This is a genomic window from Allobosea sp. P2_A10 (genome assembly GCF_056405115.1).
The window spans coordinates 113,965-136,165 of the sequence record NZ_JBFUCS010000013.1; the positions used below are offsets into that span (position 1 = coordinate 113,965).

Genomic DNA, 22,201 nt, shown 5'->3' on the forward strand with positions numbered 1-22,201 from the left:
TCCAAGACCTGACGACAAGACCCGCAGACAAGACCTGACGAGACGTTTAGCCGAAGCTCTCAAGGCCAAGAACGGACCAAGACATGACCCAGACCATTCTGACCCCGCCGCCCATCCTCTCCGTCAGCAACCTGACGACGGCGTTCCGCGTCGAAGGCGTCTGGAAGCCGGTGGTCCGCAACGTCTCGTTCGAGATCGCGCCCAAGGAGACCGTCGCGGTCGTCGGTGAGTCCGGTTCGGGCAAGAGCGTGACCGCGCTCTCGATCATGCGGCTCACGCCTTCGGGCAACAGCCGCGTCGAGGGATCGATCAAGCTCTCGGGCAAGGAACTCCTGACGCTTCCGGACCCGGCGATGCGCAAGATCCGCGGCGACGACATGGCGATGATCTTCCAGGAACCGATGACGTCGCTCAACCCGGTCCTGACGATCGGCTTCCAGATCGCGGAATCGCTGATCCTGCATCGCGGCATGTCGCGCTCGGCGGCGGAGGCCGAGACGGTCAGGCTGCTCGAGAAGGTCCGCATCCCCGCGGCGAAGTCGCGCTTCAACGAATATCCGCACCGCTTCTCCGGCGGCATGCGCCAGCGCGTCATGATCGCGATGGCGCTCGCCTGCAAGCCGAAGCTCCTGATCGCCGACGAGCCGACGACCGCGCTCGACGTGACGATCCAGGCGCAGATCCTGCAGCTGATCAAGCTGCTGCAAGAGGAGGAGGGCATGTCCGTCCTCTTCATCACCCACGACATGGGCGTGGTCGCTGAAATCGCCGACCGCACGGTCGTGATGTATAATGGCGAGGCAGTCGAGACCGGCGCGACCGAGGACATCTTCGCCCGCGCCAAGCACCCCTACACCCGCTCCCTGCTCGCAGCCGTGCCCAAGCTCGGCTCGATGGAGGGCAAGTCGCGGCCGATGCGCTTCCCCGTCGTCGACAAGCAGACCGGCGAATCCGACATTCCCACGGAAACGCCCGATACGGTCGAGGCCGCCTCGCGGCCGGTGCTCGAAGTCAGCAGGCTGACGACCCGTTTCGACATCCGCACCGGCATCCTCGGCAAGGTCACAGGCCGCGTGCATGCGGTCGAGAACGTCTCGTTCAGTGTGCTGCCGGGCGAGACGCTGGCGCTGGTCGGCGAATCCGGCTGCGGCAAGTCGACAACCGGACGCTCGGTGATGCGGCTGATCGAGCCGCAGGCGGGCTCGGTGCTGCTCGATGGCGTCGATGTGCTGAAGCTAAACCAGACCGACCTGCGCGAGCAGCGCAAGCGCATGCAGATGATCTTCCAGGACCCCTTCGCGTCCTTGAACCCGCGCATGAATGTCGGCACCGCCATTGCCGAGCCGCTGCTGATCAACAAGCTCGCAAACCGGACGCAGGCACGCGAGCAGACCGCCGAACTGCTGCGCCGCGTCGGCCTGTCGCCCGACATGGCCAACCGCTTCCCGCATGAATTCTCGGGCGGCCAGCGCCAGCGCATCTGCATCGCGCGCGCGCTCGCCGTCGAGCCGCGCCTGATCGTCGCCGACGAATCCGTCTCGGCGCTCGACGTGTCGGTGAAGGCGCAGGTGATCAACCTGATGCTGGAATTGCAGGCCAGGATGAAGCTCGCCTATCTCTTCATCTCGCACGACATGGCCGTGGTCGAGCGCGTCAGCCACCGCGTCGCGGTGATGTATCTCGGCGAGATCGTCGAGATCGGCCCGCGCGTCGCCGTCTTCGGCAATCCGCAGCACCCCTACACCAAGCGCCTGCTCGCAGCCGTCCCGATCGCCGATCCGATGCGCCGCCACGAGAAGAGCGCGGTCTCCAACGACGAGATCAAGAGCCCGGTGCGCCGCGCCGACTACGTGCCGCCGGAGCGCATCTTCCGCGAGGTCTCGCCCGGCCATGCCGTCATGGTCTGGGGCGAGGAGTGGGAGAAGAAGCCCGTCGAGGCGGTCGCCGCCTGAGGGCAGCGCGCCTGGCCGAGGCGGGAAGACGCGGACGGTCGGGACAAGCCCGACCGTGACGCAAGGCCAGGCTCAGCCCTTCCGGCCGATGCCGTGATAGGCGAAACCGAGCGCCTTCATCTCCTGCGGGCGGTAGATGTTGCGCAGGTCGACGACGACGGGTGATTTCAGCGCAGCCTTGACACGTTTCATGTCGAGCGCCCGAAAGGCGTTCCACTCGGTGATGATGACGAGTGCGTCGGCTCCCTCTACGCAGTCATAGGGTCCCTCAGCAAAGGCGACCTTCAGCACCTCGCGCGCCTGCTCCATGCTTTCAGGATCATAGGCCACGACATCGGCGCCGGCGGCCTGCAAGGCCGGGATGATGGCAAGCGAGGGCGCGTCGCGCATGTCGTCGGTGTCGGGCTTGAAGGCGAGGCCGAGCACCGCGATGCGCTTGCCGGCGACCGAGCCGCCGCAGGCTGCGACGATCTTGTCGGCCATGCGCGCCTTGCGGGCATCGTTGACCGCGACGACGGTCTCGATCAGCCGGATCGGCGCATTGGCCTCCTGCGCCGTCCGGACCAGCGCCAGCGTGTCCTTGGGAAAGCAGGAGCCGCCATAACCGGGACCGGCGTGCAGGAATTTTGTGCCGATGCGGTTGTCGAGGCCGATGCCGCGCGCCACGTCCTGCACCTCGGCGCCGACCTGCTCGCAGAGATCGGCGATCTCGTTGATGAAGGTGATCTTCATGGCGAGGAAGGCGTTGGCGGCGTATTTGATCAATTCGGAGGTGCGCCGGCTGACGAAGACGAGCGGCCCCTGATTGATGAAGAGCGGGCGGTAGATCTCGGTCATCACCCTGCGGGCGGCCTCGCTCTCGGTGCCGACGACGATCCGGTCGGGGCGCTTGAAATCCTCGATCGCCGCGCCCTCGCGCAGGAATTCGGGGTTCGAGACGACGGCGATCGACGCATCGGGGCGCAGCGCGCGGATGATCGCCTCGACCTCGTCGCCGGTGCCGACCGGCACGGTCGATTTCGTCACCACGACGGCGTTGTCGGGCGCGACAGCCGCGATCTCGCGGGCCGCGTCATAGACATAGCTCAGATCGGCATGGCCGTCGCCGCGTCGCGTCGGCGTACCCACCGCGATGAAGATCGCATCGACATCGACAGCCGCAGCCGCCAGATCCGTCGTGAAGGAGAGCCGGCCAGAGCGCGTGTTGGCCTGCAGCATGGCGTCGAGCCCAGGCTCGAAGATCGGCACCTCGCCGGCCTGGAGCCGCGCGATCTTGGCCGGATCCTTGTCGACACAGACGACGTCATGGCCGAAATCGGCAAAGCAGACACCCGACACCAGGCCGACATAGCCCGAGCCCACCATCAAAAGGCGCATGCATATTCTCCAGAGGCGCAAGCCTGCGCCGGCCTCGCGCCTCGGCGCGAATTCAGGCTGCGTTTAACACCGCAGCCTTCCCTCGCAAACCGGCATGTCGGCGGCGCGACAGGCGTTGCGCCGCGGTTCAGGGAATCCGATCGAGATCGGCGAGCCAGGCGGCTGCAGAGGCGTCGCTGGGCGCGCGCCAGTCGCCGCGCGGCGAGAGCGAGCCGCCGGAGGATACCTTGGGGCCGTTGGGCACGGCCGAGCGCTTGAACTGGCTGGTCTCGAAGAAGCGCTTCACGAAGACGGTAAGCCAGCGCTTGATCGTCGGCAGGTCGTAGGCAAGCTGCTTTGCCGTCTCGATATGGGGCGGCCAAGCGCCGCGCTGCGCATCCGACCAGGCGTGATGCGACAGGAAGGCGACCTTGCTGGGCTTAAACCCATAACGGGTGATGTAGAACAGGTTGAAATCCTGCAGCGCGTAGGGACCGACGAAATCCTCGGTCCTCTGGGCCGGCCCGTCGCCGTCGCCGGGCACGAGTTCCGGCGAGATCTCCGTCGCGAGGATGTCGAGCATGACCTGCGACGCCTCCTCGCCGAAGCGCCGGGACTGCGCGACCCAACGGATGAGATGCTGGATCAGCGTCTTCGAGACAGAGCCGTTGACGTTGTAATGGGACATGTGGTCGCCGACGCCATAGGTGCACCAGCCCAGCGCCAGCTCCGAGAGATCGCCGGTGCCGAGCACAAGCCCGTTGTTCTGGTTGGCGAGGCGAAACAGGACCGAGGTGCGTGCGCCGGCCTGCACGTTCTCGAAGGTGATATCGTAGACCGGCTTTCCCTGCGCGAAGGGGTGGCCGATATCGACCAGCATCTGCCGGCAGGCCGGAGTCATATCGATCTCCGTCGCGGTGACGCCGAGCGCCTCCATCAGCCGCCAGGCGTTCGCTTTGGTGCCCTTGCTGGTGGCGAAGGCCGGCAGCGTATAGGCGAGGATATTTCTGCGCGGCAGCTTGAGTGCGTCGAAGGTCTGGCAGGCCACGACCAGCGCCTGCGTCGAATCGAGACCGCCGGAGACGCCTATGACGATCTTCTCGACGCGGGCGCTTTCCATGCGCTTGCGCAGGCCGTGCGACTGGATGTTGTAAGCCTCGAAGCAGAGCTCGTTCAGCCTGGCGTCGTCGTTGGGCACGAAGGGGAAGCGCTCGACCGACCGCATCAGGCCGAGATCGGAGGTCCGGTCGGCGCCGGCTGTAAAGGTCACCGTGCGGAAAGCCAGCCTGTCGCGCAGGACGTCGGCATTGTCGCCAAAAGTGTTCTGGCGGATGCGGTCCATCACGAGGCGGTCAAGGTCGATATCGGCCGCGATCAGTTGCGGCTCGGCGGCGAAGCGCTCAGCCTCGGCCATCAGCGCCCCGTTCTCATAGATCATCGCCTGCCCGTCCCAGGCGAGGTCGGTGGTGGATTCGCCGGGACCGGCCGCCGAATAGGCATAGGCTGCGATGCAACGGCCCGAATGCGCCTTGCACAGCGCATGGCGCCAGTCCGACTTGCCGATGGTGACGTTCGACGCCGACAGGTTGAGCAGCACGGTCGCGCCCGCGAGCGCCGCGAAGGAGCTCGGCGGCACCGGCGTCCAGACGTCCTCGCAGATCTCCATGTGGAAGGTGAAATCTGCGATGTCGCTCGCGCTCACCAGGATATCGCTGCCGAAGGGCACCTGCTGCCCGCACAGCGTGATACTCGCGACGCCGGCGCGGTCGCCCGAGGCGAACTGGCGGCGCTCGTAGAACTCGCGGTAGTTCGGCAGGTAGATCTTCGGCGTGACCGCCAGGATGCGGCCGCGATGGATCGCGACGGCGCAGTTGAACAGCCGCCCGCCCACCCGCAGCGGCGCGCCGACGATCGCGACAGGGCTCAGTTCGCGGCTGGCCTCGACCAGCGTGTCGAGGGCCGCGAGCACGGCGTCGAGCAGCGCGTTCTGCTGCAGCAGGTCGTCGATCGCATAGGCGCTGACGCCGAGCTCGGGAAACAGCGCCAGCGCCGCCGAGCGCTCATGTGCGCGACGCAGCAGGACCAGCGTCTGCGCCACGTTGAAGACGGGATCGGCGACCTTGAGGCTCGGCGCGCCGCAGGCGATGCGGACGAACCCATGCGTATGGATGTTGTGGAAGCTCATCGAATATCCAGTCAGCCGCAGCGAAAGTTCAAGGCCGTTCGGGTCTTATCGCGCGCCGAGATGGGGCCGGGCAAGGCCCCAGAGCGCCACATGGGGCATGACCGCGATCTCGCCATCGCGCAGCGCCTCGTCGATCGCCGCGACGCTCATCAGCCGTAGCTCCATCTGCTCCAGATCACCGGACTGCGCCTGGCCGACCGGCCGGCAGCCTTCCATCAGGTAGAAATACGCATCGCCGCAGCCCTGATTGCCCGAGACCGTGCAGGAACCGAGCGCCGTGACGGACGCGGCCTCGTAGCCGGTCTCCTCCATTAGTTCGCGCCGCATCGCCGTCTCCGGGTCCTCGTTGCGGAACTCGCCGGCCGGAAAGGTCAGTCCGTAGCGTCGCGAACCGTGCTTGTACTGCCAGAGCGTGATCACCTTGCCATCCTCGGTAACGGCGCAGGCGATCGAGAAATCGGCCAGCTTGACCTGATAGTAGTCGCGCACCTCGACGCCGCTGTCGGTGACGACATGCTGGCACGTCACCTCGACGAAAGGCTTTGCCAAGAAGACGGTCTCGTCCTTCAGGATGGTCCACATGGTCGTGAGGCTTCGCGGTTTAGCCGTCATCGGCAGGAGACAGGATCGGTCGGCCGAACCATGATGGTTCGCATCGACCGGGTCATTGCGGCTTGGTATGAATCCGGATGTATTCGAAGATGACCGAGTGTGTGCGCCCGGCATAGCCGCCCTTGGCGATCGTATCATAGCCGACGCCGAGATCGCGGAACGCCTTGTGCGCGGCCTCGCACTGGCCGGCATTCTCGCAGATGAAGACGATCTCCGGCCTATAGCCGGCCTTGAGCTGTCCGATCGCGGTGTCGTTCAGGACCGGCAGGGCGGGCCCCTCGTGATGGCGATGAAGCGACTGGTAGTCGGAGAGATAGGTGGCCTGGAGCGAGACCGTGTAAGGCGAGTTCGGATGCCAGAACAGCACCGGCCGCCCGGCGGGGTGGACGCCGGTCGGAGGCGCGTTCGCCTCGGTGAAGTCGATCAGAGCCTTCTGGCCCCGGATGATGTCGCGCGAGACCCGGGCGGAATTGAAGTCGTAGACCGAGCTGTAGATGTTGGTGCCGGAGACGTCGAAGAGCGGCACGCCGACCGCCATGAGCGCAGCCAGCGCCACGATGGCGATGCGGGCGCGAAAGGCCGGGACGATCAGCAGAAGGCCGCAGCCGAGCGCAGCCAGCGCCATCGCCTTTGCAAACCAGCGGCCGGGATAGACTGCGGCGGCGAGACCGGGCGCGATCGAGAAGGCGAGGTGCACGACAGTCGCGACTCCCGCCGCGGCCAGGAGCCACGGCGTCACGAGATCCCGGTCCTCGCTGCGCTGCAAGCCCCCGGCGGTGAAGCCGAGCGCCAGCACGGTCGGCACCACGAGATAGGAGAAATAGAACGGCCAGCGCAGCATCTGGTTGCCCATCGACTCGCTGGTGACATAGGCGAACGCGCCGACCAGAAGCGCTGCCGCCAGCGCCATGTTCCATTCGGAGCGGAGGTCGTCCTCGCTCGCGTCATAGGCCGCGCGGATCTGATGCGGCGCTGCCCAGAGGCGGTAGAGCAGGCAGGCTATCAGCGTGATCAGCGGATAGAGCACATGGACCTGTCCCTCTCCCGACATGCGCATGACGTCGGGCTGCGGATTGGCGAGCAGGCCGCCGCCATGGCCGCGCGCGACCGCGACCGAGAACATGTCGGTGTCCCAGGCCCCGCCGACGAGAGCGATCTTGGTCCAGGCGACCATCGCCTTCCACGGCGTGCCGTAGCCAAGGTTCAGGATGCCGCACCAGACGAGCCAGAGCAGCAGCTGCACGACGAGGAAAGCCGCGACCGCACAGAACCCGGGCGCCAGCAGGCGACGCCAGCTCGCCGGCGTCATCGCCGCCGCGAAGACGCCGGCAAACAGCAGCGCGCCATAGCTGACCATGTAGGCGTTGGCGTTGGCGATCAGGCCGAGCGTCGCTCCAGCCGCCGCCGCGAGCCCCAGCGAGCGGAACTCGCTGCGCGCCAGCCCGAACAGCAGCGCCAGCATCACGAACATCAGCGTGATCACGGCGCCGTCGAGATACGTCGTCGACATCGTCCGCAGCATCCAGGGCGACAGGCAGACGATGACGCAGAAGGCGCCACGCGCGATCGCCGAAAGATGCGGCCGCAGGATCGCCCGGAGAGACCCGCTGATGGCGAGGAAGTAGAGGGCGATCAGGCCCTTGTGCATGAGCGTGACGCCGAACAGCTTGCTCGCCAGCCAGAGCATGGCGAGATGGGACGAACGGTAGCTGAAGTAGAACGGCCCGTAGCGGTTGATCAGCGCGCCGAAATTGATCGAATAGGCCTTGTAGATGAAGGCATCGATCCCACCCTCGCTGTCATAGGGATTCGGGATCAGGAAGGCGCCGGCGCAGACGATCAGCGCGACGCCTACGAAGCAGAGCATCTCGAAACCTCTCGTCTCGCGCTGCTCGGAATAGCCGGTGCTCCACAGGCTGGACATGGTCTTGGCGTCTCTCCGGATGGCAGTCGATCACGCATCGCCGCAGCGTCTTCGGCGGCCGCGACCGTGCAAGCGCTAGGCCGCCTTGGCGAGGCCGATGGCGAAGGTATAGGGCACGCGCGAGATGTCCTCGCGCAGATGGATCGTCACATCCTCGAAGACGTTGCCGAGTAGCGCGCGATAGGCTGGCTCCGTGCGGACGAACTCACCCCGGTCCGAGCGCAGCAGCCAGGCCGCCAGCGGGTTCTGGCCGTCGCGGAAGCAGCCGTCGAGGGTGAACAGCAGCCCGCCCTCGGCCAGCGCCTTGCGGATCGTGCCGAACACCGCCAGTGCGGTCGCGTCGTCGAGATGATGCACGACGCCGTTCATCATCACGATGTCGGCCGGCCCGAATTCGGCGGCGGCGGCATCGTCGAAGATGCGGCAATGGAAGGTACCGAGCTGCCCGAAATTCTCGCGCGCATAGGCGATGTAGGCCTCGTCGATGTCGAAGCCGATATACTCCACGCCCTTGGGCAGGTGCTGCGCCAAAAAGCCAGGTCCGCAGCCGACATCGATGATGCGCGCGTCCGGCCTGATCGCGACGTAATCCTTGATCGCCTTCAGCCGCGCGCCGAAGAATCCGCCCGCCTCCTGGAACGTCTGGTAGAGCCGCGGCGAGGCGAGGACATCCTTGAGGCTCATTTCGGGGCTGCTCCATGCCTGTCGGCGTTGGCGTCGCCCTTAGCGACCTTGGTCGGGTTTTGGAAGACCCAGAGGGTCAAAAGCACATAGGTCGAGAGCGGTATGATCAGCAAGGTGGCCAGGATGCCGACGATGAAATGCAGGCCGAACCACTGCACGACGGCGAGCGTGATCAGATAGGACACTCCGATATTGACGCCGTGCACGGCGCAGAAGCGCAGCACCTCGGGCAGGATGCTGTTCTGCGAGGCGAAGGTGAAGCGTCGCTGTCCGGCAAAGTTGACGAAGATCGAGACGATATAGGCGTGGACCGAGGCGAGCTTGGGATCGGTTCCGGCGTAGACGATCAGGGCTGCGCAGACCGCCGCATAGACCGAGCCGCTGATCGCCGCCACCAGCCCGAACCGCAGCAGCCGCGCGACCGAGGCGCGCGACGGCGTGAACCGCGCAGCGGCGCTCATGCCTTGCCGAGAGTGTAGTACTGCGCGCCGACCGGCAGGCCCGACAGCGCCGCATCGACCTTGCGCGCCAGCGGCGCATCGGCGGGAATGGCGAGGATGTAGCGGCTGAACGCGTCTCTGAAACCCGCCTCCGCCAGCAGGCTCTCGGACTGGCCGGCCCGCAGCAGGATCGCGTCCTTGTCGAATTCGCAGCGGTTGACCACGAGCAGCGTCAGCGGGTTGAGCGGATTGTGTTCGAAGACAACCATCATGCCACCGGGCTTCAGCACGCGCCTGATGTCGGCCATCAGCTTCAGGCGGTCCGTCAACGGGACATGGTGGAAGACGCAGATGGCGAAGGCGACGTCGAAGCTGGCATCGGGAAACGGCAGGCTGGTGCCGTCGAAGCTTTCATAGGTGACGTCCGGATGGTTGCGCCGCGCCTCGTCGATGCAGGCGGTCGAGACATCGACGCCGGAGAGCGCGGCGAAGCGCGGCCCGAGCAGCCCGTGGTAGTTGCCGATGCCGCAGCCGACATCGAGCACGCTCGCCTGCTCGGCCGCGATCGCGCCGTGCCGCGCGATCAGGCGCAGCAATTCGTCCGACTTCGCCCGCGTGAAGAAATCGACCTTCAGCCCCGAGAACCCGATCGCCTCGTTGACCTTGTCGCTATAGGTCCGGTTGTAGGCGTCGAACTCGGCCGGCGGCGGCACGACCTCCCTGGGCTCGCTCATGCATCGCCTCCCCAGGTCTTCCAGGGCGGCGCGCCCGAAGCCCAGAGATCGTCGAGCTCGCGCTTGTCCCGCAGCGTGTCCATCGGCTTCCAGAAGCCGGAATGCTGGTAGGCCGCGAGCTGCCCGTTGGCTGCCAGCCGCTCCAGCGGCCCGCGCTCGAGGATGGTGTCGTCGCCGTCGATATAGTCGATCACGCCGGGCTCCATCACGAAGAAGCCGCCATTGATCCAGCCCATCTCCTCGTCGGGCTTCTCGTGGAAGCGCATCACCTGCTTGCCCTCGCCTAGACTCAGGATGCCGAAGCGGCCGGGCGAGCGTACAGCGGTGACGGTGGCGAGCTTGCCATGGCTGCGGTGGAAGGCGAGCACGGCGGCGATATCGACATCGCTGACGCCGTCGCCATAGGTCATGCAGAAGGTCTCGTCGCCCAGCATCGGAGCGACGCGCTTGAGCCGGCCGCCGGTCAGCGTCGGCACGCCGGTGTCGATGACGCGCACCCGCCAGGGCTCGGCCCTGGAGTTGATGTAGCGCACCTCGCCGGTAGCGATGTCGACGTCGACATCGCTGGTCTCGAGGAAGTAGTTGACGAAATAGCGCTTGATCATCGCGCCCTTGTAGCCGGCGCAGACGATGAAGTCGGAGACGCCGTGATGGGCGTACATGTTCATAATGTGCCACAGGATCGGTTTGCCGCCGATTTCGACCAGGGGCTTGGGACGCACATCGGTCTCTTCCGAGAGGCGCGTCCCGAGGCCGCCAGCGAGCAATACCACCTTCATGAGCGTCGATCCTGGCTGAGCGGAACGTCTTGGGTCATCTGGTCGAGCGGCTCGATCCGCCGGTCGACGATCACCAGCGGCGCGCTGCGCACATTGTCGTAGATGCGCCCGACATACTCGCCGATGAGGCCGATGAAAAGCGCGTTCATGCCGATCGAGGCCAGCACGATCAGCACCAGCGTGGTGAAGCCCGGCGTATCGTAGTCGATGAAGAAATAGGCGATCAGATAGATGGCCGCGCTGACGAACGAGAGCGCCGAGATCCCGATCCCGAACAGGGTGATGTAATGCAGCGGCTTGGTCGACTGGCTGCAGATGCCGTCCACCGCCAGCAGCACCAGCTTGGAGAAGTTGAACTTGCTCTTGCCGGCGATGCGCGCCGCACGGTCGTAGGGGATGCCGATCTGCGAGAAGCCGATCGACGAGATCAGCCCACGGACATAGGGCGAGCGGTCCTGATAGGTTCGCAGCTGCTCGATGATGGTGCGGTCGATCAGGCGGAAATCGCCGGCATCGACGGGCACCTCGACCTCGCTGAGCACCCGGATCAGCCGGTAGAACAGCTGCCGCGCCCCGTTGATGACGAAGTTCTCCTGACGCCGGCGGCGGATGCCGTAGACCACCTTGTAGCCCAGCTCCCATTTGGCGAGGAATTCGGTGATCAGCTCGGGCGGGTCCTGAAGGTCGGCATCGACCTGCACGGCGGCGGCGCCCTTGGCATTCAGCAGATTGGTCAGCACCGAGCGCTGGAAGCCGAAATTCCGCGAGAAGCTCAGCGCCCGGATGCGGGGGTCGGCGAGCGCCGCCTCCGCCAGCATCGCGAAGGTGTCGTCGGTGGAGGCGTTGTCGGTGAACAGGAACTCGAAATCGTAAGTGGGGTTGGCCTGCGCGAGCTGGTTCAGCCGCGCGATCAGGCGCGGAATGTTCTCGGCCTCGTTGAGCACGGGCACGCAGATCGAAACAAGGCGGCGACGGGGCGGGAGATCGTCGGACACCGTGGCCTCGGTCGTGGGAGAAAGGCTCGTCATGAGTGCTCTGCCTGCAGGTGGCGCAGCGATAGCGCGATCCCGTCGTCGAGGCCATGGCGCGGACGCCAGCCGCAGAAGGCCATCAGCCGGGCGGGGGCGCCGCTGAAGAACAGCGTTTCTCCCGGCCGCATCGTCAGCGCGCCGAACTGCAGCAGCGTCTCGGGCTTGCCGAGCTGGCGCGCCACGATCTCGCAGAAGGCGCGCACCGAGACCGGCTTGCCCGACGCCAGGTTGAAGACGTGCCGGCCGCCCCCGCGATGGAGCGCCTCGGCCGTCGCCACCAACGCCTCGACCGCGTCGTCGATCAGCAGGAAATCGCGCAGCTGCGTCGCAGGGCTCAGCGGTACGGCGCAATCCCGCAGCAGGTCGCTGGTCAGCGACGGCAGCAGCCGGTGCGGGTTCTCGCCCTGACCGTAGACATTGAACATCCTTACAAGCGCCAGCGGCACGCCGGCCTCTTCGGCCCCCGCCAGCGCGGCGATGCCGCCTCTGGCCTTGGTCGCGCCATAAGGCGCCGATCGCTCGAGCGGCTGGTCTTCGCCGACCGGCCGATCGGCGCCGGAGAAATCATACTCCGAGCCGCTGCCGAGCAGGATAAAGGCGCGCGCCTGCATCGCCGCGGCATGGCGCACCAGACGCTGCGGCGCCTGGGCGTTGATCTCCTCGAGCAGGGCCGGGTCGCGATCCGACGGCGTCACCCCATAGGCGGCGAGATGGAACACGACGTCGAAACGCCGGCCGGCCAGCGCCGCAGCGAGCACCTGCTCCGAGAAATCCGGCACACGGATCAGTTCCGCCGCCTCGGGCGCATCAGGCGAACGTTGCAGCAGCGTCACCCGCGCTCCGAGCGCCATCAGCTGCGCCACGAGGCGCCGGCCGACGAAGCCGGTTCCGCCGGTGACGAGCGCCGTGCTGAAGGGAAGGGACATCGGGGTTCAGAGGCCCGTGCGGCGCGCGTCGAAGGCCGCGATCTGCCGCAGCGAGACGTCGCGCATCGCCTCGCCGGCATGGCAGGCGCGATACCATTCCGCGCTCCATTCCAGCGTCTCGACGGTCGAGAGCCGCGGCCGCCAGTCGAGCCGCGACAGCGCCTTGGAGATGTCGAGGCGCAGAAGCTGCGTCTCCTTCAGCGGCTCGCCCCGGATTTCGATCGGATGCTCCGGCTTGCCCATCGTCGCGAGGAACTGCTTCGCCAGCGCCAGCACAGGCGCGTCGTCCTGGCCCTGCGGCCCGAAATTCCAGGCTTCGGCGAAGTCGAAGCCGGTCTGGCTCAGCCGCGCGCCGAGTTCGAGATAGCCCTCGCACAATTCCAGGACATGCTGCCAGGGCCGCACGGCCGCCGGATTGCGCAGCACGATCGGCCGGCCCGAGGCGATGCTACGTACGACGTCCGGCACGATCCGGTCCTCGGACCAGTCGCCGCCGCCCAGCACGTTGCCGCCGCGCGCGGTCGCGACCGCGATCGCCGGCTCCTTGCGGAAGACGTTGTCGCGATAGACCGCCGTGACCAGCTCGGCGCAGGCCTTGCTCGCGCTGTAGGGATCGGCGCCGCCGAGCGTGTCGGTTTCGCGGTAGGGCCAGGGCCATTCCTGGCTCTGATAGACCTTGTCGGTAGTGACGCTGACGAAGGCCTTGACCGAGCCGCTGCCGCGGCACGCTTCCAGCACGTGCGCGGTGCCCATCACATTGGTCGAAAAGGTCTCGAGCGGATCGGCATAGGAGCGCCGCACCAGCGGCTGCGCGGCGAGATGCAAGACGATCTCCGGCTGCGCCGCCTTGACGATGGCCGCTACCCCTGCCGCATCGCGGATGTCGATTAGACGCGAGTCGACGAGGCCCGCCACGCCGATCACCTCGAAAAGATTGGGCTGCGAGGATGGCGGCAGCGCGATGCCGGTGACCTGCGCCCCGAGACGGTTCAGCCACAAGGCAAGCCAGGAGCCCTTGAACCCGGTATGCCCCGTCAGGACGACGCGCTTGCCCCGGTAGATCGTCGCCAAATCCATCTGAACCGCATCGCCTCCGGGGCCATCACCCCCTTGCCTGCCTCGAAGGCCCCGATATGTCCCCGGCAGCCCGAAGCTCGATCGTGGCACGCCTTTGGGAAACCCGACCCGCGCGCCGGCCCGTCCCGACATCCACCGCGCGGCCTCCAATACAAGCAGGCTCTGCGAAGGTCCAGAGGTGGTGCACGGACCCCCGGTCCGCCGAACTTTGATGGCGTCGCATTGTTCTGCCCGGCTGATAGGGCAGCCTACTCTGGCTGGTTTCGATCAATTGGCTATTGACGCTCACTGCCAGAACCTTTTCTTGCGGAAGCGAGGAGCCTTTCAATGAGCCTGATCGAACGCATGGTGAGCTGGCCCGGAAAACTCAGGGCCATAGCCGGACTGCCGGGCAGACTGGACCGGCTGGAGTCCAGGCTGCTGGCCCGGACAGACGAGCTGGAAGACCGGACGACCCGCGCCTACGCGGCGATCGGCCGCGATATGGTGGCTCAGACGAGCGCGACGACGGCCTCCCGTTTCGCCAATGCGAAAGGCGATGCCTCCAGCTTCAGCTATGGCGGCCGTGCAACCGATCCTGATGCCACGTGCCCGCTCTCGCTGGCGGAAGCGAAATGGGCGCTGCGGACGTTTCCGGTTCGCCGCAACACTCCGGATGATCCGGCCCAGAAGCTGCGCGAACGCGCGGTGCTGGCCATCGCCGCCGCCAAGGACGACGATGTCCTGATCGCCACGACCTATGGCGCGACCATGCGCGTGCGCCCTCAGACCGACGTCGTGACCAGCCGCGCCCTGCTCACGGACGCCGTCTACGAGGAGAATATCTCCGAGGTCATCGCCCATATCCTGGCGCCCGGCGACGTCTTCCTCGACATCGGCGCCAATGTCGGCGCGCATAGCATCAGGGCGGCGCTCGCCGTCGGCGCCGGCGGCCGTGTCGTATCCTTCGAACCGAACCCGCGCGTCAGGGCGCAGCTCGCCGAGCATGTCCGGCTGAACGGCATCGACAATGCCGAGATCGTCCCTCACGCGGTCGGGGCCGAGCCCGGCAGCTTCAAACTGCTCGTCAGCTCCCGGCATGCCGGCTCCGGCACGATCATGACCCATGACGAGATCACCGCCGACTATCTCAAGGCCTACAACTACGGCAACGCCGACAGCGTCAACGTCTGGAAGCTGGCGCTGCCCGGCGAAGCGGATATCGCCGCCTCCACGGTCGACGAGGCCGAGGTCTATGATATCGAGGTCCGCACTCTTCAGGATCTGATCGGCGAGACCTATCGGAACCGCGTCGCGCTGCTGAAGATCGATGTCGAGGGCAAGGAGGCCGACGTGCTCGCCTCGGCCGACTTCCTGACACGGGCGGCCGTGCGGCCCTGCTTCATCGTCGAATACGAGGAGCGCCCGCATGTCGGCGGCCGACGCCAGGACGTATACGGCTATTTCGAGGAGCGCGGCTACGGCATGTTCCTCGTCACCTACGACGTCGGCAGCCGGGCCACGACCTTCAACCGACTCTCGCAATCGGCGATCACCTCGGATTTCGAGAACCTCGTCGCGATTCCCCTGGAGAAGATCGACGCCTTGACCGAAGGCTGCATGGTCTTCGATTATCCGCATTGAGCACGGGCAGCCCTCCGGCGTCGCCCGCCTTTGACATGGCGCAGGACGAGGCGTCCGGACGATGACCGGACGCTGGCTGCGCGCGCGGATGGACGCTCACCTCAAGCTGCGCCTGCGCGCCTATATCCGCCATGTCTGGCAGAAGGTCGCGACGCTGACGATCGGCGCCGTCTTCGTGACACCAGCGGCCAGGCGCCTGCGCACGGCGCTGGCGGGCAAGCCCGCCCGGTCTCCGGACGTCCGCATCGCGATCGTCGCGCATGTCTATTATCTCGACCTCGTCGACGAGATCCTGGAATGCCGGGCGGCTCTGCCAGGCGAACCGCCATTGTTCTTCACGGTGCCCAAGGATCGCGTCGAACCTGCGCAGGCCCGGATGGCCGGCGTGCCGGGCGTCACAATCATCCCCTGCGAGAATCGCGGTCGTGACATGGCGCCGTTCGTGACGCTGCTCGGCACCGGCCTGCTCGACCCGTTCGACGCCGTGCTCAAGCTGCACACCAAGCGCAGCCCTCACCTGCTCGACGGCAACATCCGGCGCAAGCTGCTCTTCCAGATGCTCTGCGGCGAGCCCAACGCCACGGCCCGCGCGCTGACAGCCTTCGAGAACCCGCAGACCGGCATGGTCGGCTGGGCCGATTGCTGGCGCGCAGCGCCGGCCTATTGGATGAGGAACGAGGCCCGCGCTCGGGAGATCGGTGGGCGGATGGGAGCGGGCGAGGCGATCCGGCTCGGCTTCTTCGAAGGCTCGATGTTCTGGTTCCGGCCCAAGGCCTTTGCGGCGCTGCGCGAGCTTGCGCTGACGCCGGAGGATTTCGAGGCGGAGGCCGGCCAGACCGACGGCACGCTGCACCATGCCGTAGAGCGCTGCTTCACCATAGCCGCCTGGGCGCGCGGCTTTGTCGTGCGCGACCTGAAAGGCCGGCTACTCGGCTGAGGGCGCCGGTCCGAGCCGTCCGGTCAGTCCGTCGCGAAAGGCGCGGCCCGTCAGCCGGAGCATCCCGAGCGGCGCACCGCCGCGCAGCACCAGCAGCGCCGCCTGCGCCAGCAGGCGAAACGCGGTCGCGACTTTCCAGCCAAGCGGGAAATGCCGGAGCTTGAGGTTATGGCTGCGGTTACGAAGATAATAATAGGACCTCAGCGGCGATTGGCGCAGGATCTGAGGCACGCGAACGCCTTCGCCCTCTGCATGACCCCAGCGATGAGTCATCGCGACATCCTCGGCGAGCAGGCAGACATGGACCCTCGCCCGGGCGCGGTAGCACCATTCGACATCGATGCCATCGACGAAATAATCGGCCCGGAACGGCCCGATCTCGCAAAAAGCCGACAGGCAGACCAGCGTGCCCGAGGTCGGCAGGAAGGCGACCTCGCTAAGCCCGCCGGCCGCCGGCCGGCCGAGGCGGTCATAGGTGATGGGCAGGAAGCTCTCGCCCGGCGGTGGCGTCAGCAGCGGGCCGACGGCCGCGACCCGCCGGTGCCGCTGCGCAGGTGCCGTAAACACACCGGACAATGCGGCCGCCAAACCCGGCCCCGGCGTGCTGTCCTGGTCGAAGAGGAGGATGTGGCTGCAGCCCTGCTCGATGGCGGCCCCCGCCACCGCATTGAGGCCCGCGCCGAGTCCGATGTTTTCGGGTACGCGGATCACCGTCCCATGCGCGAGCCCGGCCAAGCGCGTTTCGACCACCGGATCGAGCGGGCCGTTGACGAAGACGATGATCGGCAACCCATCCTGCTCGAGCGCATCCAGCAGGGTCCCGAGCACGCTTGGCTCCGGTCGATAGAGCACGATCGCGGCAGCGATGCCCGGCGGCGCGATGGTGGCCATGGCGCGCTCAGACGACCCGGTGCGGCAAAGGCTGAGCCGGGCACGCCGCGTCCCGCAGCCGCCGCAGCAGCCCGGCCGCCGCAGCGACATCCGGCTCGGCCCAGCGCGCGCCGGGCACCCGATCATAACCATGCTGCGGGTCTACCACTGGCACGAGACTTGAACCAACTGGATGGAACTGCGGGTGCTCCGCTATGCTGTCGGTCAGCCCCCAGGCCGTGCCGACCACCGGCAGGCCGAGATGCAGGCATTCGGCCAGATTGAGGCCGAAGCCCTCGCTGCGATGCAGGCTGAGATAAAGATCGGATGCGGCGTAGTAGTCGGCCATGCCCGTCTCCGTCGGCTCCTCGAAGCGCAGTTCGATCCGCTCGTCAGCCCGCGCAGCGGCACGCATCATCTCTGCGCCCTCGGCGAAGACCTCATGGTCGAGGCAGCGCAACACCAGCCGGACCTGCCCCTCTCCGGGAGGAAAGGCGAGCCGGAACGCGGCGATGGCCGCGAGCGGGTTCTTGCGGGCCAACGTCGAGCGCATCGAGAAGGACTGCAGCACGACATAAGCCTCCTCGTGCAGTCGCAGCCGTCGGCGCGCCACTCGCCGCCGTGCGGGGTCGGGCGGCAGCAGTGTGCCGAAGGTGACCTGGTGCTCCCTGATAGCGAGCCGCCCGGCGAGATCGGGGAAACTCTGCGCCAGCGCGTCGCGCACGAAGCGCGACGGTACCCAGACCGCATCGGCCGCCGCCACCGCACTGCGCCAGAACGCGGGCACGATCGACAATTCCCAAGCGAAGAAGCCGACGATCGTCTTCGGAAGTCGCGATTGCGCCGCCAGGTGAAGCAGGATCGTGCCGAACTCCGGCGGATTCACGTTCAGCACTGCCAGGTCGAATTCAGCCGGGCGGAATGCAGCCAGCGGCTGGACCGACGCATCGAGCGGACGCACCTTCTGGCCCGTCTCGGCGCAGCAGTCGAAGCTCACCACCTCGGCGCCCTCCGCCCGCAGTTCCTGCGCCAGCAGCACGGCCGCCTGGCTGAGCCCGATGCGCGCGCCCAACAGGCCGATCACCGCGATGCGTCGCCCCGTGACGTCAATATTGGACGATCCCGGCCGCGCCAGCGGGGCCAGCCGTGCATGCTGCCGCCTCTCGACGATGCGCCGTTTCCAGCCGTCGACATGCTGCAGCATCGAATCCGGCAGAAATTGGCCCAGCCCCGTATTCACGATCGAATGACCTTCGCCCCGCCCCCGCGCGCACCGGACCAGACGATCCGCAATGGCAATTGGCGTCGGCCCGATGGTCGTTTCACGATGCGCTCTCTGATTTAAAACTAAGCGAGGACACACGAAAGCCTTGATTCAGTCGAGCGCCACCGATCTTCGATCATGTTGGCCGGCGCGAGTTCTGTTGCTCGATTGTTCGTCACGATACCCGCTTCAGGCGCATCGATTTGAGCAGAAACGGCGCAACGCCCGTCGACAGGATGCGCATTTCGATCCGACCCGGCTTTTCGACACGGAAAAGCACGGAGCGTCGGCCAATGACGCTATTATGAATATGCAGCACGGCTGACCCCACAAGTTCGCCGTCGAGCAGGCACTCGATAACAGCAAGCGGCTGGCGCGAGCGCGGCAGGGACGACAATCTGACTGCGGCTACAAGCTGGTAGTGGCCCGCGTCCAGCCAATAATACGGGCCGGTCACCAGATAGCCTTTGACGCCTGGTTTGGCCGCGACAGCAGTACCCTGCAGCTCACCGGCAGGCCCAATAGATTGCGCGGCGAGCCAATTCGGGATGTCTATCGCACTATCGCCGAGACGGCGAACAACGATCCTGTTGACGGTGAAGGGAACCGGTTTGTCCGCGCCGATCCTGACCTCGATCAGGTCATAGCTTCCGCCCGCAGGAGCCGGGACGAGGAAAGGAAGCGTGAAGGGACCGGCGTGCAGACGCCGCGCCGGCAGCGCGTGAGACGCCAAATCCTGCCCGTCCCGCACGATGTCGAGCGTGCCGATCGAGATGGCGTGGCTTGCCGACTCCTCCGACCACTGCACGCTCGCCTCGTAGGCGCCGGGCGCAAGCGGCCAAGACGGGCCCTGCGTGAGATAGCGCGCCTCACCAGGCAAATGACGCAAGCCGTTGCGAACGAGGCGGGAAACCTCGGTTGGCGAGATGCCATCCAGCCAGTTGGCGCAATCAGTCGCCGCGTTATGGACCTTGCGGACGCGCAGGCTGCGGAGTGCGACGCCGCTCGCCCCTGATCCAATGAAACGCACCTCGACGCGGCGCATCGTGGAGAAATTGGCGCTCTGCTCGAAAAAAAAAGTCGCATCCACACCGCCATCGACGATGTCGCACGGGTGAAGCGGCCGGCTCATCCGCAATTTCGCATCAACCGTCACCTCAAGCCAACCCAGCACCAGATCGGGTTCGGTGGAATCGCAAGCGAGTTCCAGCCGCACGGCGTAGCCGCCCGAAGGCAGGGGCCAATACGGGCCGCGCACAAGATAGCCGGTGACGCCAGCCTCGGCCCGGCCGCCGATACTGTCTCGAACGAAACCGACGCCGTACTCCATATGCGGCAGCCAGTCCCCGACATCGGCGAAGGGCGTCGTGGTCAAGCTTAGCAATTGGCTAGCGGCCGGCAGACATTCCAGTTTCTCAATCACGAGGTCGTCGATCGTGAAATCCTCGACGCCTGCCGCGGTTACCTGAAAATCATAGACCTCTGGCAGCATGGCGGCGCCACGCGGCGGAACATCGAAGAAGATTTCGAAGACCTTGGCTGACTCGGTGGAGACGACGAGCGGAACAGTCTGGACCGGCTCGCCGAGCGCGTAATGCTTGAACAGCCCGACGGTGATCACGCTGCCTATGGCGCGCGCCGGCGTGATACGCAGTCTGGCTACATAGGCGCCCGGCTCAAAATAGCGCCAGGGACCGCTTAGTACTGGCCCGGCCACGCCCGGAATCGTCTCGATCGTCTTATAATAGCGCTCGCCAGCGATGCCGAGCCCCATTTCCTTGAGGATTGGGAAGGCGCCCTTCGGCGGCGCCAGGACAAATCCGTGGCGCAGGCGCGTCGAATAGGGCGTCTGCCCTGTGCCGACGACGCTGCGCATCAGCCGCTCGGTGCGGTTGTTGATGGCGCCGATCGCGATGAAGCGCCGCAGCGGCTCGGGCGTTCCGAGCCGCGCACGGTCGGCTGCAACGGCCGCTAAGAAGGGCTCGATCACCAGCTCCGCGCGCAGGGGCGCATCGGGCGCGACGCCGTCGTCCTTGCGCCCCTTAAGCGCGATCGTCATGTCGAACAGGAAGGCGTCGGTCTCGGCGATGCAGGTCTCCAGCGGCGCGAACCGCAGCAGGCGCGCATCGACCTTGGACAGGCGCGAGGCCAGGCGCTGGTCGCACAGGATCGGCTTCTCGAAGCCGCTCTCGCACCAGGCCTTGGCGAACAGCGACAGTATCTGCGGCTGGAGCCCCCACCAGGCGATTTGGAAGTCGCGCCGCTCGGTCGCGAAGAGGTCGATCAGGAACGGCAGAGTGTGGCGCGGCTCGTAGCCCGCGACATCCTCGCCGGTGCGCGAGATGCTGGCCTTCAGCGTCTTGGCCAGGGGCTTGCCGACGGAATGCTCGAGCGTCTCGATGTACCCTGCGACAGTCTTGCCGTCGACGCGGACCTCCTCGATCTCTTCATGGGCGCAGCCCCAGCTCTCGGCGTGCTGCGGCAGGTCGGGCCGCTTCACCCTTTCGCCATAGGTCACCCAATCGTTCTCGAGCCGGTTATGCGCATGCATCGGCGTGATTTGGCGGGTGTGGTCGCAGTGATAGCCCCAGACCTCCTCACCGAGATCACCGACAGGGCCGTGGATCAGGCTGAGGCGCGCGGCGAGGTTGGAATCGACATGCCAGCCCAACAGCATGTCCTCATGGAAGCCCTGGATGTCGAACATGTCCTTGCGCAGGCAGAGCTGGAAGTCGCCGGGACCGTCGTAGAGGATCGTGTCTGAGCCGTGGACGATCTCGTTGAGGTAGAGATGGTTGCCCCAGCGCCGGATCGTGTCGATGGTCTCGGCGGGCTTGGTGCGGTCGGTGCTTTCCCAGAGCGTCTCGGGGATTTCCATGCGCGGCGCATGGTAGAAGCCGTCGGGCAGGTCGGCGGCGATATCGGTCAGGCTGCTCTTTTTGTGCGGCACGAAGATCATGTCGGTGTTCGTCGACAAGATCCAGCGGTTGGACGGGTTGGAGCGCCGCACCGCGACGTTACGCGCGATCGATTCCAGCGCGACCAGATGCGTGCGATGGGCGAATTGCGAATGCACATGCGGCCTGACGCGCAAACAGCGGGTGATCGCGCGCGCCCTGGGCGTCAGCGTGTCCTGGATCGCTTCGAGGAAAACCGGAAAGTCGTTGGGCGTGTTGTAGTCGACGAACAGGATCTCGTCGTCGGGGCCGGTCAGCAATTCCGCGATGCAATTCAGGCTCAGCGCGGCGCGCTTGTGCAGGTTGTAGCCATAGCTGTCGTTGCGGCCATACAGGACGATGGAAATCATCGAACGACCTTCTTTGCATACGCAGCCATCATGGCGTGGCGCGATCTCGGGCTTTCGAGCGAGCGGCCCGGCAGCCGCGCGAGAGCCTGTTATGGGAGCACGGGAAGCGCTGTCAAATTCGCGGACGCCGGCAGGGCGGCGGCGAAGGTGCGTCCCACCGCCTGGCGACGTCGCGAATTCTGCGTCACCTGGTCGCGCTCTGCGCCGATATCGGGGCTAGAGCGGCTCGTAAGGCGACCTCGCCGACTCTTGTTGCAGTTTGATCACAGCGCCGCCGTGAAGCGGAGGCCGTCCCGAGCCCTTACAGCACCTCGCTTGCAGCTGCGCTGGATAGGGTGTAACCGGCCCCTCCTGGGTGTTTCCGGGAATTGTTCTAAGACATTGTCGCGACGTTGATCCGACCGATCGCTGGTCTAGATCGCATTGCGACAGCTTCCGGGCATGTGTCTAGCGTCAAGGATTGCAACAGGCTCGCTCCAGACATCGAGCCAACCTGTTGC

At 66.2% G+C, this 22,201-nt stretch carries 17 protein-coding genes; 3 read left to right on the forward strand and 14 right to left on the reverse strand.

The annotated features are described in order from the left end of the window. The first annotated feature begins 83 nt into the window (after positions 1-83). Positions 84-1,952 carry an ABC transporter ATP-binding protein gene (locus tag AC1DZY_RS18590; protein ID WP_476821628.1) on the forward strand — a complete coding sequence of 623 codons (1,869 nt, stop codon included), beginning with the start codon at positions 84-86 and terminating at the stop codon, positions 1,950-1,952. A 72-nt stretch (positions 1,953-2,024) separates the two neighbouring features. Here the strand turns inward: AC1DZY_RS18590 and AC1DZY_RS18595 are convergent, their stop codons facing one another. The 11 genes from AC1DZY_RS18595 to rfbG form a co-directional block, all read right to left on the reverse strand. Next, positions 2,025-3,329: a UDP-glucose dehydrogenase family protein gene (locus tag AC1DZY_RS18595; RefSeq protein WP_476821629.1), complete on the reverse strand. Its 1,305-nt coding sequence runs from the start codon at positions 3,327-3,329 to the stop codon at positions 2,025-2,027. Between the two features lie 127 nt (positions 3,330-3,456). Then, positions 3,457-5,493, reverse strand: coding sequence for an NAD(+) synthase (locus AC1DZY_RS18600; RefSeq protein WP_476821630.1), 2,037 nt, complete (start codon positions 5,491-5,493; stop codon positions 3,457-3,459). Between the two features lie 45 nt (positions 5,494-5,538). Next, positions 5,539-6,075, reverse strand: coding sequence for an NUDIX hydrolase (locus tag AC1DZY_RS18605; RefSeq protein WP_476821631.1), 537 nt, complete (start codon positions 6,073-6,075; stop codon positions 5,539-5,541). An 82-nt stretch (positions 6,076-6,157) separates the two neighbouring features. Next, complete coding sequence (locus AC1DZY_RS18610; RefSeq protein ID WP_476821632.1) at positions 6,158-8,029, reverse strand: hypothetical protein; 1,872 nt, start codon at positions 8,027-8,029, stop codon at positions 6,158-6,160. Between the two features lie 75 nt (positions 8,030-8,104). Then, positions 8,105-8,713 (reverse strand): class I SAM-dependent methyltransferase, encoded by a 609-nt coding sequence (locus tag AC1DZY_RS18615; protein ID WP_476821633.1) that lies wholly within the window; start codon positions 8,711-8,713, stop codon positions 8,105-8,107. Next, complete coding sequence (locus AC1DZY_RS18620) at positions 8,710-9,174, reverse strand: GtrA family protein (RefSeq protein ID WP_476821634.1); 465 nt, start codon at positions 9,172-9,174, stop codon at positions 8,710-8,712. Before AC1DZY_RS18620 ends, AC1DZY_RS18615 begins: the two co-directional genes overlap by 4 nt. Further along, on the reverse strand, positions 9,171-9,887 hold the full coding sequence (locus tag AC1DZY_RS18625) for a class I SAM-dependent methyltransferase (protein WP_476821635.1): 717 nt from the start codon (positions 9,885-9,887) through the stop codon (positions 9,171-9,173). Before AC1DZY_RS18625 ends, AC1DZY_RS18620 begins: the two co-directional genes overlap by 4 nt. Continuing rightward, entirely contained in the window at positions 9,884-10,666 is a 783-nt protein-coding gene (rfbF, locus tag AC1DZY_RS18630; RefSeq protein ID WP_476821636.1) for a glucose-1-phosphate cytidylyltransferase, read from the reverse strand. The genes AC1DZY_RS18625 and rfbF overlap by 4 nt, the downstream gene beginning before the upstream one ends. After that, positions 10,663-11,694, reverse strand: coding sequence for a glycosyltransferase family 2 protein (locus AC1DZY_RS18635; RefSeq protein WP_476821637.1), 1,032 nt, complete (start codon positions 11,692-11,694; stop codon positions 10,663-10,665). The genes rfbF and AC1DZY_RS18635 overlap by 4 nt, the downstream gene beginning before the upstream one ends. Further along, positions 11,691-12,623: an NAD-dependent epimerase/dehydratase family protein gene (locus tag AC1DZY_RS18640; RefSeq protein WP_476821638.1), complete on the reverse strand. Its 933-nt coding sequence runs from the start codon at positions 12,621-12,623 to the stop codon at positions 11,691-11,693. Before AC1DZY_RS18640 ends, AC1DZY_RS18635 begins: the two co-directional genes overlap by 4 nt. Before the next feature lie 6 nt (positions 12,624-12,629). Beyond that, the gene (gene rfbG, locus AC1DZY_RS18645; RefSeq protein WP_476821639.1) at positions 12,630-13,700 is read right to left on the reverse strand and encodes a CDP-glucose 4,6-dehydratase; all 1,071 of its coding nucleotides are present in this window, start codon (positions 13,698-13,700) and stop codon (positions 12,630-12,632) included. Between the two features lie 327 nt (positions 13,701-14,027). Between rfbG and AC1DZY_RS18650 the strand changes: the two genes are divergently transcribed. Beyond that, positions 14,028-15,323, forward strand: coding sequence for an FkbM family methyltransferase (locus AC1DZY_RS18650; protein WP_476821640.1), 1,296 nt, complete (start codon positions 14,028-14,030; stop codon positions 15,321-15,323). Between the two features lie 61 nt (positions 15,324-15,384). After that, a complete protein-coding gene (locus AC1DZY_RS18655; protein ID WP_476821641.1) occupies positions 15,385-16,260 on the forward strand; it encodes a rhamnan synthesis F family protein in 876 nt (291 codons plus the stop codon). On the opposite strand, the gene AC1DZY_RS18660 is transcribed toward AC1DZY_RS18655, so the two are convergent. The 3 genes from AC1DZY_RS18660 to AC1DZY_RS18670 all read right to left on the reverse strand — a co-directional run bounded on the left by AC1DZY_RS18660 (position 16,249) and on the right by AC1DZY_RS18670 (position 21,701). Then, entirely contained in the window at positions 16,249-17,151 is a 903-nt protein-coding gene (locus AC1DZY_RS18660; RefSeq protein ID WP_476821642.1) for a glycosyltransferase family protein, read from the reverse strand. The two genes, AC1DZY_RS18655 and AC1DZY_RS18660, sit on opposite strands and share 12 nt — an antisense overlap. A gap of 7 nt (positions 17,152-17,158) precedes the next feature. Then, the gene (locus AC1DZY_RS18665) at positions 17,159-18,334 is read right to left on the reverse strand and encodes a glycosyltransferase (RefSeq protein ID WP_476821643.1); all 1,176 of its coding nucleotides are present in this window, start codon (positions 18,332-18,334) and stop codon (positions 17,159-17,161) included. A 235-nt stretch (positions 18,335-18,569) separates the two neighbouring features. Continuing rightward, positions 18,570-21,701: a hypothetical protein gene (locus AC1DZY_RS18670; protein ID WP_476821644.1), complete on the reverse strand. Its 3,132-nt coding sequence runs from the start codon at positions 21,699-21,701 to the stop codon at positions 18,570-18,572. Between the last annotated feature and the right edge of the window lie 500 nt (positions 21,702-22,201).